The organism is Pseudoduganella flava, from assembly GCF_007830495.1.
Taxonomy (GTDB): Bacteria; Pseudomonadota; Gammaproteobacteria; order Burkholderiales; family Burkholderiaceae_D; genus Rugamonas; species Rugamonas flava.
In genome coordinates this window covers 46,474-58,084 of sequence record NZ_VLKW01000006.1, presented here as the reverse complement: position 1 = coordinate 58,084, position 11,611 = coordinate 46,474, and the positions used below count along the sequence as shown (strand labels likewise).

8 protein-coding genes and 3 tRNA genes are annotated in these 11,611 nt (G+C 67.6%); 3 read left to right on the top strand and 8 right to left on the bottom strand.

The features are described from left to right. From IP92_RS16190 to IP92_RS16175, 4 genes are all read right to left on the bottom strand, one after another. The coding region (locus tag IP92_RS16190; protein ID WP_145877476.1) for an elongation factor Tu at nucleotides 1–809 on the bottom strand (809 nt) is incomplete at its 3' end. A gap of 78 nt (nucleotides 810–887) precedes the next feature. Further along, nucleotides 888–962: transfer RNA gene (locus IP92_RS16185), tRNA-Thr, on the bottom strand. 23 nt (nucleotides 963–985) lie between these two features. Next, nucleotides 986–1,059, bottom strand: a tRNA-Gly gene (locus tag IP92_RS16180). Nucleotides 1,060–1,103: 44 nt separating this feature from the next. Next, nucleotides 1,104–1,189, bottom strand: a tRNA-Tyr gene (locus IP92_RS16175). 217 nt (nucleotides 1,190–1,406) lie between these two features. Here IP92_RS16175 and IP92_RS16170 point away from each other — a divergent pair. Continuing rightward, entirely contained in the window at nucleotides 1,407–4,640 is a 3,234-nt protein-coding gene (locus IP92_RS16170; RefSeq protein WP_229418821.1) for an EAL domain-containing protein, read from the top strand. A 20-nt stretch (nucleotides 4,641–4,660) separates the two neighbouring features. Here the strand turns inward: IP92_RS16170 and IP92_RS16165 are convergent, their stop codons facing one another. Both IP92_RS16165 and IP92_RS16160 read right to left on the bottom strand, forming a co-directional pair. Next, complete coding sequence (locus IP92_RS16165) at nucleotides 4,661–6,310, bottom strand: tetratricopeptide repeat-containing response regulator (protein ID WP_145876800.1); 1,650 nt, start codon at nucleotides 6,308–6,310, stop codon at nucleotides 4,661–4,663. 73 nt (nucleotides 6,311–6,383) lie between these two features. Beyond that, nucleotides 6,384–7,949: a DUF3369 domain-containing protein gene (locus IP92_RS16160; protein ID WP_145876798.1), complete on the bottom strand. Its 1,566-nt coding sequence runs from the start codon at nucleotides 7,947–7,949 to the stop codon at nucleotides 6,384–6,386. Nucleotides 7,950–8,072: 123 nt separating this feature from the next. On the opposite strand from IP92_RS16160, the gene IP92_RS16155 reads away from it, so the two are divergent. Continuing rightward, entirely contained in the window at nucleotides 8,073–8,561 is a 489-nt protein-coding gene (locus tag IP92_RS16155) for a chemotaxis protein CheW (RefSeq protein WP_145876796.1), read from the top strand. On the opposite strand, the gene IP92_RS16150 is transcribed toward IP92_RS16155, so the two are convergent. Beyond that, on the bottom strand, nucleotides 8,562–9,503 hold the full coding sequence (locus IP92_RS16150) for a J domain-containing protein (RefSeq protein WP_145876794.1): 942 nt from the start codon (nucleotides 9,501–9,503) through the stop codon (nucleotides 8,562–8,564). A gap of 101 nt (nucleotides 9,504–9,604) precedes the next feature. Next, the gene (locus IP92_RS16145) at nucleotides 9,605–10,753 is read right to left on the bottom strand and encodes a class I SAM-dependent methyltransferase (protein WP_145876792.1); all 1,149 of its coding nucleotides are present in this window, start codon (nucleotides 10,751–10,753) and stop codon (nucleotides 9,605–9,607) included. Nucleotides 10,754–10,802: 49 nt separating this feature from the next. Here IP92_RS16145 and IP92_RS16140 point away from each other — a divergent pair, with 49 nt between their 5' ends. After that, nucleotides 10,803–11,591 carry an SDR family oxidoreductase gene (locus tag IP92_RS16140; protein WP_145876790.1) on the top strand — a complete coding sequence of 263 codons (789 nt, stop codon included), beginning with the start codon at nucleotides 10,803–10,805 and terminating at the stop codon, nucleotides 11,589–11,591. The last annotated feature ends 20 nt before the right edge of the window (nucleotides 11,592–11,611 follow it).

The window sequence follows — 11,611 nt, the reverse complement described above, 5'->3', positions numbered from 1 at the left end:
TGGTCCAGCAGCTTGCGGAACATTTCCACGCCGGTGCAGGTCGTCTTGACGGTGTCGACGATGCCGACGATTTCGATTTCTTCGCCGACCTTGATCACGCCGCGCTCGACACGACCGGTCACCACGGTACCGCGGCCGGAGATCGAGAACACGTCTTCCACCGGCATCAGGAACGTACCGTCCACGGCGCGCTCAGGCGTCGGGATGTAGGTGTCCAGTGCATCGGCCAGACGCATGATGCAGTCTTCGCCCATTTCGCCCGGCTGGCCTTCCAGGGCCATACGTGCCGAACCTTTGATGATCGGCAGGTCGTCGCCAGGGAACTCGTACTTCGACAGCAGCTCGCGCACTTCCATTTCGACCAGTTCCAGCAGTTCTGCGTCGTCGACCAGGTCGCACTTGTTCAGGAACACGATGATGTAAGGAACGCCAACCTGACGTGCCAGCAGGATGTGTTCGCGGGTCTGCGGCATCGGGCCGTCAGCTGCGGAGCACACCAGGATCGCGCCGTCCATCTGCGCTGCGCCGGTGATCATGTTCTTGATGTAGTCGGCGTGGCCCGGGCAGTCAACGTGCGCGTAGTGGCGGGAAGCCGTTTCGTATTCAACGTGTGCGGTGTTGATCGTGATGCCGCGCGCTTTTTCTTCCGGAGCAGCGTCGATCTGGTCGTAAGCTTTTGCTTCACCGCCGAATTTCTTCGACAGAACGGTTGCGATAGCAGCGGTCAGGGTGGTCTTGCCATGGTCAACGTGACCGATGGTGCCAACGTTCACGTGCGGCTTAGTCCGCTCGAACTTTTCTTTTGCCATTTTAGACTCCTAACAATTTTTAAGATATTGCTGGGCACGCGCCCGACTGTCAGATTAGGTACTGCTAACCGCGAATTCTGGTGCCCTTGACGTGGATTGAACACGTGGCCTCTCCCTTACCAAGGGAGTGCTCTACCACTGAGCTACAAGGGCTTTTTTACTACTGCAACGAAAACTGGAGCGGGTGAAGGGAATCGAACCCTCGTCTTAAGCTTGGAAGGCTTCAGCTCTACCATTGAGCTACACCCGCGAGGTTCCGTTCACTACATTGTCACTCAGTTTCCTTGCAAAACTTGGTGGAGGGGACTGGATTCGAACCAGTGTACTCATAAGAGGGCAGATTTACAGTCTGCTGCCTTTAACCACTCGGCCACCCCTCCGCGAGGAACCGCAGAGTATGAAGCATAAAAACAAAACTGTCAACGTCTTAACACATAAACTCTCGTGTCTCGCACGCAGTTGACTCTCATCTGTCTGCTTCGGGGCGAGATTGTAACGGCTGCCTCGAAGAAAATGCAAGTGTTGTTTTTGCGTTGCATGCTTTGCTATAGAATCCGCAAGTCAGCCGTTTGCCGGCCCCACTGGAGCGCCCCGATTTTGATCTCACGACAGCATGGCCCGCTACTGGCCAACCTGCTGCTGGCGGCGGCCTACGCCGCGACCGGCTGTATCGGGCTCGAGCTCGCGCTGGCGCCCGGCTTCGCCACGCCGCTGTTCCTGCCGGCCGGCATCGCGCTGGCGGCACTCGTGACCGGCGGCCCGGCGCTGCTGCCCGGCGTTGCCGCAGGCGCCTTCCTGATGAACCTGATCTCGCTGCCGCGTGCGACCGGCTTGTCGGCCGGGCTGTTGACGGGCGGCGCCGTTGCCGCGGCGGTTGCCGCCGCGCTGCAGGCGTATGTGGCGATGCATGCCTTCAACCGCTGGGTGCGGCCCGAGATCGGCGCCGGCCGCGACGTGCTGCGTTTCCTCGTGCTGGCCCCGGCGCTGTCGCTGACGAGCAGCACGCTGTCGCTGTGCGCGCTCGCGCTGCTGGGCGTGCTGTCGGGGCACGACCTGCCGGCCACGTGGCTGGCATGGTGGATGGGCGACGCGCTGGGCATGCTGATCGCCGCGCCGCTGGCGTGGATCGCATTCGGCCAGCCGCGCGCGCTATGGCGCCGCCGCCGCTGGACGGTGGGCGCGCCGCTGCTCGTGCTGACGGCGTTGTTCGTCGTGATCTTCCTGCAAGTGAGGCGCTGGGAATGGAACCAGCAAACGCAGCAGATTCAATTGAAGGCGCAGCAGGCTGCCGACATGGTGCAGGCCCAGCTTTCCGAGCACGAGCGCTTCCTGTTCGCGATGGCCAGCGCGATCAACAGCCACGGCCGTAACATCCGCCAGCAAGACTTCCACAACCTCGCCCGCGGCTACCATGCACGCCATCGCGAGATCCTGTCGATGAGCTGGCTGAAGCCCGTCGCGGGCACCGAGCGTGCCGCGTTCGAAGCGTGGGCGCGCGAGAAGATCGACCCCACATTCGCGATCCGCGAACCGGACGAGAACGGCGGCTTGCGCACCGCGCCCGAGCGCGACGAATACGTGGTGGCGACCTATATCGAGCCGCGCAGCAACCGCCTGTACAGCGGACTGGATGCGTTGTCCGAGCCGCTGCGCGCGGCCGCCGTGCAGCTGGCGATGACGTCGAGCGAGCCGGTCGCGAGCGCGCCGCTGAAGCTGTTCCACCCCGACCTGTACAAAGGCGTGTCGCTGCTGCAAGCCGTGCGCTCGGACGACGGCTCACCCGTCGGCGTCCTGCTGATTTCGCTGGAACTGAACCGTTACCTGGGCGGCGCCGTGCGCGAGGCCGGCTTCCCCCATCTGCAGGCGGCGCTGCGCGACGCGGCGACGGGCGACTTGCTGAGCCCACCGCTTGCCCATGCCGACGCTGCCGGCGTGTTCCACCGTACGCTGCATTTCGGCGGACGCGCCTACCAGCTGACGCTGGCACCGGCGCCGGCCGACGCCGTGCAGCTGCAGGGCTGGCGCAGCTGGTCCGTGCTGGCCGCGGGTTTGCTGCTGACCAGCCTGCTGGGCGGCCTGCTGCTGCAGAGCAGCGGCGAACAAGCGGCCGTGCGTGCCCAGGTCGAGGAGAGCACGGCGCAGTTGCAGGAACGCGAGGCGCGCCTGCAGGCGATCCTCGACAACGCCGCCGACGCGATCCTCACCATCGCCCGCGACGGCATGCTGATCGGCGCGAACGTCGCCGCGGGCCGGCTGTTCGGTTACGCCCCGGAGGCGATGGCGGGATTGCCGCTGGCGCGCCTGCTGCCGGTGGCGCAGGACGACACGGCGGCGGGACTGCTGGCGCGCATCGCCGCGGCCGGCACGCGCGAGCACGAGGCCACCGGCTGGCGCAGCGACGGCGCCGCCTTCCCGCTGGCGATCTCGGCCAGCGCCGTCGACCTGCCGGGCGAACGGCTGTTCGTCGCCATCCTGCACGACCTGACGGAACAGCGCCGCGCCCAGGAGCGCATTTACCGGCTGGCCCACAACGACCCGTTGACGGGGCTGGAAAATCGCCTGTCGCTGAACCTGCGGCTGGAACAGCTGCTGACGCAGGCGCGCCGCAACCACGGCGGCGCCGCAGTAATGTTCCTCGATCTCGATCACTTCAAGAAGATCAACGACACGCACGGCCACCAGGTCGGCGACCAGCTGCTGCAGGCGGCCGCGAACCGGCTGCGCGAGCTGCTGCCGGACGTCGACACCCTGGCACGGCTGGGCGGCGACGAGTTCATCGTCGTTACCGCCGGCCTCACGCCGGATGCCGCCAGCCACATGGCCGCGCGCATCGTCGAAGCGCTGGCGGCACCGTACCCGCTGCAGGGCCTGACGGTGCACAGCGGCGCCAGTGTCGGCGTGGCGATGTACCCGGTGGATGGCGCCGACTCGGCCACGCTGCTGCGCCATGCGGACACGGCAATGTACGCAGCGAAGAGCCGCGGCCGGGGCAATTTCCAGTTCTTCTCGAACGACATGAATGCCGCCACGCACGAGCGCCTGCTGCTGGAAAGCCGCCTGTGGCAGGCGCTGGAGCAGCAGGAGTTCGAACTGTACCTGCAGCCGCAGGTCGACCTGCCCAGCGGCGCCCTGATCGGTGCGGAGGCGCTGGTGCGCTGGCACCACCCGGAACTGGGCACGGTGGGGCCGGACCGCTTCATTCCGATCGCCGAGGAATCGGGCCTGATCCTGCCGCTGGGCGAATGGGCATTGCGCCGCGCCGTGGCGCTGCTGGAGCGCTGGCGCGGCATCGGCCTGGGGCACCTGCGGCTGGCGGTGAACCTGTCCGCGCGGCAGTGCCACGGCGACGCGCTGCTGGGCCAGCTCGACGAGCTGCTGGCCACCTCGGGCATCGACCCGGCGCTGCTGGAACTCGAGATCACGGAGACGGCGGCGATGCAGGACCCTGAACTCAGCCGCGCGCTGCTGCAGCAACTGCGGGCGCGCGGCATCCGCGTGGCGATCGACGATTTCGGCACCGGCTATTCGTCGCTGTCCTACCTGAAGCTGTTCGAGCTGGACCGCATCAAGATCGACCGCGGCTTCGTCAAGGATATCGAGACGGATCCGGACGACGCGGTGATCGTCGGCGCAACGATCGGCCTGGCCCACTCGCTGGGCCTGGGCGTGATTGCCGAGGGCGTGGAGACGGCGGCGCAGGCCGAGTTCCTGCGCGGCAAGCTATGCGACGAGGCGCAGGGTTATCTGTTCGCGCGGCCGATGTGCGTCGACGAGTTCGAGCGCACCGCCAGCGCCGCGCTGGGCGGGCCGCGCCGCGTCAACGGAGGCTGAGCGGCTGCGCGGCTGAACCTTCAGGCGCGCTGGCGCACGCTGACGATGCGCCGGCCCGGCCGCACGTTGTACTTCCTCAGCAGCTCTTCCTGCAAGTTGCCCAGTGCCGCCAGCTTCGGGTTGCCGGGGTCGAGGCGGCGCAGGTTCGACACCAGCTCCAGGCCCTTCGTGCCCAGGTGCTCGTCCCAGCCGGCGCGCTCCAGGTACTTCAGCACGGCCACCGCCGCGTTGAACACCACCTGCGGATTGCCCGGCAGCTTGTGCACGGCATCCAGCATCGTGTCGACGGCGCCGCGCAGGTCGCCCGCCTTCGCCTGCGCCGCGCCCTGCGCGACCATCGTGGCGACTGCATGGCGGCTTTCCTTCGCCAGCTGGTTCGCGAGATCGCCCTTGCCCGTCTGCTCCAGCAGCCGCATCGCCTTGGCCATCGGCGCGCCGCCGCCGGCGCTGGCCATCACGCTCTTCATCACCTCGGCCGCCTGCTGTTCACGGCCGGCCGCGAGGCACGTACGCGCCAGCTCCAGCTTCATGCCGGCCGACAGGTTTGGCGCCAGCCGTGCCCCGGCCAGCGCCGTGTCGAGCGCCTGGCCGAGGCGGGCCGTATCGCCCGTCGCTTCCAGCAGCATCGCCGTGGCGATCGCCGCGCACACGGGCGTCGTCTCGCGGTTCGCCAGTTGCCGCTCCATGTCCCTGATCACCAGCTCGGCCTGCGCCGTATCGCCCTTCCTCAGCAGCGACTGGGCCAGGCGCGCATGGTCTTCCGGGTTGCGAAATTCCGAATTGCGGGCACGCTGCAGCACCTGCTTGAGGGCGCGCTCGGCGGCGTCCGCGTCCCCTGCTTCCAGCGCCACCTCGCCCAGGCGGCGCAGCCGGCCCACCGCGTGCGGCGACAACGTGGCTGCGTCCGACAGCACGGCCTGCGCTTCGGCCAGCTCGCCCGCTTCCTCGTGCACCCTGGCCAGCCAGTCGTAGGCGGCCAGGAAGCGGTCGTTATGGCCCAGCAGTTCGGACAGCATCGCCCGTGCCGCGTCGACATGGCCGCGCAGCGCCAGCGTCTTGGCCTGCCCCAGCCGCGCCCACGGGATCGCGCGTTCGTTCCACACGGCGGCGTAGATGTGCTCGGCCTGCTCCGGCTCGCCCAGCAGCAGATGCGTCTCCGCGCGCAGCCGCATGAAGTCGGCCTTGTAGCGGGGCTGCTCCTTCTCCTGCTCCACGCAGGCGGCGATCGCCGCGCGGTGCTCGCCCCGCTCCAGCAACTGCTGCACCGGCAGCAGCGTGGCGCGCCGCTCCAGCGCCCGCTCGATGCGTGCCAGCAGGGTATCGGCCTTGAACGGCTTGAGTACGTAATCGTCCGGCATCAGTTCGGCCACGCTGGTGACCTTGCTGAGCAGCCCCTCGGCGGTGACCATGAAGAACAGCGTGGCCGGCGCGATCAGTTCCTGCTGGCGCAAGTCCTCGAGCAGCTGCTGGCCATCCTGCCCGCCTTCCAGCTCGTACTCGCACAGGATCAGGTCGACCGGCCGCGCCGCCAGCGCGCGGATCGCCTGCTGGGCGCTGGTCGCGACCTCGACGCGGGCCAGTCCGAGCAGGTTCAGCATGTTCTGCACGTTCGACCGGATCGCGGCGTTCGGCTCGACAAGGAGGGCGGTAAGACCGTTCAGTTGCGTCATGGTTGAGTAGGAACTCTGGGTATTCGGAAACGTTGCCGGAAAATGGCCACCGGCGCGATTTTCAGTGTATGCGTCAGGCCGGGGTTGCGTCGCGCGCAACGATGTCGTCCAGCGCCAGCACGACCTCCGGGTCGAACTGCTTGCCGCTGCGCTCGCGGATGTAGGCCAGCGCCGCATCGCGCGGCCAGGCTTCCTTGTAGATCCGCTCGTGCAGCAGCGAATCGTACACGTCGACGACTGCGACGATGCGGGCCGACAGCGGGATCTCCTCGCCCTTCAGCCCGTTCGGATAACCGTTGCCGTCCCAGTGCTCGTGGTGGCCGCCGGCGATCTCGGCGCCGTAGGTCAGGTAGCTGACGCCATCGACCATCGCCGCCGCGCGTTCCAGCACGCCGCGGCCGACGTCCGCGTGGGCACGCATGCGGGCGCGCTCCTCGTCGTCGTGCGGGCCCGGTTTCAGCAGGATGTGGTCCGGCGTGGCCACCTTGCCCACGTCGTGCAGGATGCTGGCGAGGCCGATCATGTCGAGCAGCTCCGGCGTCAGCTGGTCCGGATAGGCGCCCCGCTCCTTCAGCCGGGCCGCCAGCGCGCAGGACAGCTGCTGCACGCGCTTCACGTGGCCGCCGGTGCCGCCGTCGCGGAACTCGGCCAGGTCGGCCAGCGCGACGACCGTTGCTTCCTGCGCCTTGCGCAGCTGGCCGAACATGTACAGGTTGTCGAAGGCGGCGGCGATGCGCTCGGAAAACACCTCGAGCAGGTCGCGCTGGATCTGCGCCAGCGGCCACGGCGGCGTGACGGAGATGGCGACGTCGCGGTTTTCCCGGGTGTGGATGTAGAGCACGTTGTGCGGATGGTTGAACTGGCTTTTCTTTTCCGCGAACGCCTGGGCGATCGTCGGCGCCAGCGCGTGGGCGTCCGGCAAGTGCGCGTTCTCGGCCAGCGTCGCGTAGCCGCCCGTCGCCGCCACGACGGTGGCCTCGCCCGTGTCGCCCTGCATCAGGCACAGCACGCCGTCGGCGCCCACGTCGAGGATCGCCGACACCTGGTTCAGCACGCCCGAGGCGAATTCGCGCAGCGAATGGATCTGGTACAGGTTCGTGGCGCCGGCCAGGATCTTGCCGAGCCCGACGCGGCTGCGCTCGAGCATGTTCAGGCTTTCATACGCGCGCAGCGCCGAGATGACGGTGGTGAACAGCTTCTGCGTCGTCAGCTCCGTCTTGGCCTTGTAGTCGTTGATGTCGTATTCGATGATCACCCGCTGTTCCGGCGCCTGCCCCGGCTGGCCCGTGCGCAGCACGACGCGCACGAGCGCATTGTGCAATTCCTCGCGGATGCGGCGCGCCAGCAGCAGGCCGGCGTCGTCCGTCTCCATCACGACGTCCAGCAGCACCAGCGCGATGTCCGGCGTGCCGGCCAGGATGTCGTACGCTTCGCGCGCGCTGTACGCGGAAAACAGCTCCAGTTCGCGGCCCTTGAAGGCCACGCCGCGCAGCGCCAGGCGCGTGACGGCGTGCACGTCCTCGTCGTCGTCGACGATCAGCACGCGCCATTGACGCTGGTCGGGCGCGCCCTGGAGCGCGTGCTCGTCTTCCTCTTCGTCCAGCAGCCAGTTATCATCGGCGGCAGTCGCATCGGTCATGCGTTCTCCTTCGGGCAGTTCCCTGTCAGCATAATTCAGAGCGGCACCGCTGACAACGAATTATTTCCTGAGGAAAATTCCGCTTGCCCGGCGCTTGGTCAACCACACTTAGGAGCAACCTCCATGGACGACAAGCCAGAACAGGCAGGCGGCGATGGCCAGGGGCGGGAATTTCTCGCCTTCACCCTGGGCAGGGAAGAGTATGGCATCGACATCCTGAAGGTGCAGGAAATCCGCGGCTACGAAGCGGTGACCCGCATCGCCAACGCGCCCGAGTTCATCAAGGGCGTGATCAACCTGCGCGGCATCATCATTCCCGTGGTCGACATGCGGATCAAGTTCCGCCTGGGCGAACCCGTGTACGACCAGTTCACCGTCGTGATCATCCTGAACATCGGCGGGCGCGTCGTCGGCATGGTGGTGGACAGCGTGTCGGACGTGATCACGCTGACGCCGGACCAGATCAAGCCGGCGCCGGAGATGGGCACCGTGTTCTCGAACGAGTACCTGATCGGCCTGGGCACGGTGGCCGAGCGGATGCTGATCCTGATGGACATCGACAAGCTGATGTCGAGCCCCGAGATGGGGCTCAACGAGGGATTGCACTCCTGATCACTGCTGCTTGCGCGAGCAGGCGCTCTTGCCGGCCAGGTCGATGTTCTGGTAGCGGATTTCGTACTTGCCGTTCGCCAGCTGGTCGACGACGAACTTGTCGTGCGCCTGCACGAACGCGTAGCGCACGTTGGCGCGGCGGTCCAGGTCGTACACCTTGATGAACACGGGCAGCGGGTTGCCGCTGTTGTCGAGCGCCAGCTGCATCTCGTCGCCCTTGTTCATCAGGGGGAAGCCTTCGACGTAGCCGGACTGCGTGGGCCATGGCTCGCCGTTCGGCGCCACCAGCGCATTGGTTTCATTCTCGCAGTCGCCCGACTGCCCCGGCACGATCACCTGCGACAGCGCCACCACCTTGACGGGCGGCGGCTGCGTATCCGCTTCCGGCGAATAATGGCGCGGCATCGCCGACCAGCCCTCGCGCGTGTCCGACTGCTGCTCGACGCGCGGGTAAGGCGGCGCGCCGCCGTCCGCCGACGCCTTGCCGCCCCACGCCGCGGCCAGCACGGTGGACACCTGGCGCGGTTCCGTCACCGTCATCACGCCGGCGATCCAGCCGGCACCGACGCAGGCGACGGCCGTGGCCCACCAGCGCCAGTCGCGCGCCAGCGGACGGCGCCGGCGCGGCACGCCGACGTGCTCGGGCCAGGCCTGGGCCGGCGCATCGGCGCTGCGCGGATCGTCCGAGCGCGTGCTGTCCAGCAGCTCGATCTCGTACTCCTCCTGCGCGATCCATTCGTCGTGTTCCTTGCGGCGCTGCGGGTCGGCCAGGGTGCCGTACGCCGTGTTGACGATCGCCATGATGCGGGCGGCACGCTCGTCGCCGGGGTTCTTGTCGGGATGGTACTTCTGGCTCAGCGCCTTGTACGCGGCACGTATGACCTCCTGCGGCGCGCCCCGCGACACCTTCAGATTGTCATAGTGTGTGTGTATCTTGCCCATCGTTCCAATATTGTCAGCCGCGCGTCACGACGGGGTTTCGCGCCAGGTCAACCATAATAGCCGAACTTATAATACGTTTCGCACAGAAACGACAGTGCCTGCTACAGCCGGTGCGCCCGGTCGCTGGCCGCCAGCACGGCGGACAGCTCGATGCCCTTGCCGACCACCAGCACCTTGAACAACTCTCCCATCTCCGCCGGCGACAGCAGCTTGTGCAGCGCGTTCGCCTGCGGCAGGTAAGCCTTCGCGTCGGCCGGATCGGTGCGCAGCAGCAGGTCGCCGATCCCGGCACCGAGCAGGAACGCGGCCTGGCTCATGTAGGCCAGCACGTCCGCGCCCGCATCCTGGGCCGCCAGCGCCATCGCCGTGAAGTCGACGTGCGCCGTGATGTCTTCCAGGCCGGGCAGGTGGAACGGATCGGGATGCGCGTGGTGGCGATAGTGGCACATCAGCGTGCCCGCCGAGCGGTCCGGGTGGTAGTACTCGTGGGCCGGAAAGCCGTAATCGAGCAGGATCGCGGCGCCGGTACCGCGCGCCAGCAGCGCACCCACTGTACCCATGAACGCGCCGGCGGTGGGGTGCAGTTCCGTCACATACCCTGCCGGCAGGCTGTCATGCTCCGGCACCTGGCGCACGAGCTGTTCGGCCAGCGCCGGTTCCAGCTCCACCGCCACGTAGTCGAAGCGGCCGTCACGCACCGTGACGCGCTGCTCGCGCCAGCCTTCCTCGGTCTTGACAACAAGATCCACCGGCATCGCGTCCAGCACCTCGTTGGCGAGGATCACACCGTCGAACGTATCGGGCAGCGCATCGAGCCACCGCACCTGGGGGAAGTCGCGCAGCGCTTCCTGCTGGCGCGCGCGCAGCTCGCCGGACAGCTCGACGATCGCATACTGCTCGACGGTGACGCCCAGCGCGGCCAGTTCGGTCAGCACATCCCGCGCCAGCTTGCCGGTGCCGGCGCCGAATTCCAGGATGCGGGGGACGCTTTGGGCGATAATGTCGGCTGCGACGCGCGCCAGTGCGGCGCCGAACAGCGGCGACAGCTCGGGGGCGGTTGTAAAATCGCCATCCTTGCCCAGCTTGACGGCGCCGCCGCTGTAGTAGCCGAGGCCCGGCGCATACAGCGCCTGCTCCATGAAACGGGCAAAGGAAATGCTGCCGCCGTGGCGGGCCACGTCGGCGGCGATCTGCTGCTGCAGGGCTTGGGACGCGGCCAGCGCGTCCGGAGAAGGTGCGGGAAGAGACATTCCCGCATTGTAGCGAATCGGGCGCAGCGCCCGGCAAAGACTGACAGAGATGACGACAGACCGACAAGGGGCGCGCGCCCCCGTGGCCCCCGTAGCCCTGGTAACGGGCGCCGGCCGCCGGCTCGGCCGCGCGATCGCACTGGCGTTCGCCCGCGCCGGCTGGGACGTGGCGATCCATTACCGCGCCTCCCGCGCCGAAGCGGAAGACGCGGCGCGCGAGATCGCGGCGCTGGGCCGGCGTGCGGCGCTGGTGCATGGCGAGCTGGCCGACGAAACGGCCGTGAAACGCCTGCTGCCGGCCGCGATCGAGGCGCTGGGCCCCGTCACGTGCGTCGTCAACAACGCCTCGCTGTTCGACTACGACAGCGCGGCCGACTTCACGATGGCCAAGCTGGACGCGCACATGCGCGCCAACACGGCCGCGCCGATCCTGCTGGCGCAGGCGCTGCACGCGCATACGGCCGACGGCGAGCAAGGCGTCGTCGTCAACCTGCTGGACCAGAAGCTGTACAATCTCAATCCCGATTTTTTGTCGTACACGCTGTCGAAAGCGGCGCTGCACACGGCCACGACGGTGCTGGCGCAGGCGCTGGCGCCGAAGGTGCGGGTGGTCGGCGTCGCGCCCGGCATCACGCTCGTCTCCGGCGACCAGAGCGAGGCAGGCTTCGCGAAGGCCCACACGCAGACGCCGCTGGGCCGTTCCAGCACCCCCGAGGACGTCGCGGCCGCCGTGCTGTACGCGGCCACCGCGCGCGCCGTGACGGGCACCACGCTGCTGGTCGACGGCGGCCAGCACCTGCTGCCGCTGTCGCGCGACGTGATGTTCCTCGCCAAATAACCATTCACATCGATACCCTC

What these genes read in the sequence shown, in the direction of transcription:
- IP92_RS16155 (WP_145876796.1), top strand. Translation starts at nt 8,073, where the DNA reads ATGGACGACAAGCCAGAACAGGCAGGCGGCGATGGCCAGGGGCGGGAA.
- IP92_RS16150 (WP_145876794.1), bottom strand. Translation starts at nt 9,503, where the DNA reads ATGGGCAAGATACACACACACTATGACAATCTGAAGGTGTCGCGGGGC.
- IP92_RS16160 (WP_145876798.1), bottom strand. Translation starts at nt 7,949, where the DNA reads ATGACCGATGCGACTGCCGCCGATGATAACTGGCTGCTGGACGAAGAG.
- IP92_RS16165 (WP_145876800.1), bottom strand. Translation starts at nt 6,310, where the DNA reads ATGACGCAACTGAACGGTCTTACCGCCCTCCTTGTCGAGCCGAACGCC.
- IP92_RS16145 (WP_145876792.1), bottom strand. Translation starts at nt 10,753, where the DNA reads ATGTCTCTTCCCGCACCTTCTCCGGACGCGCTGGCCGCGTCCCAAGCC.
- IP92_RS16140 (WP_145876790.1), top strand. Translation starts at nt 10,803, where the DNA reads ATGACGACAGACCGACAAGGGGCGCGCGCCCCCGTGGCCCCCGTAGCC.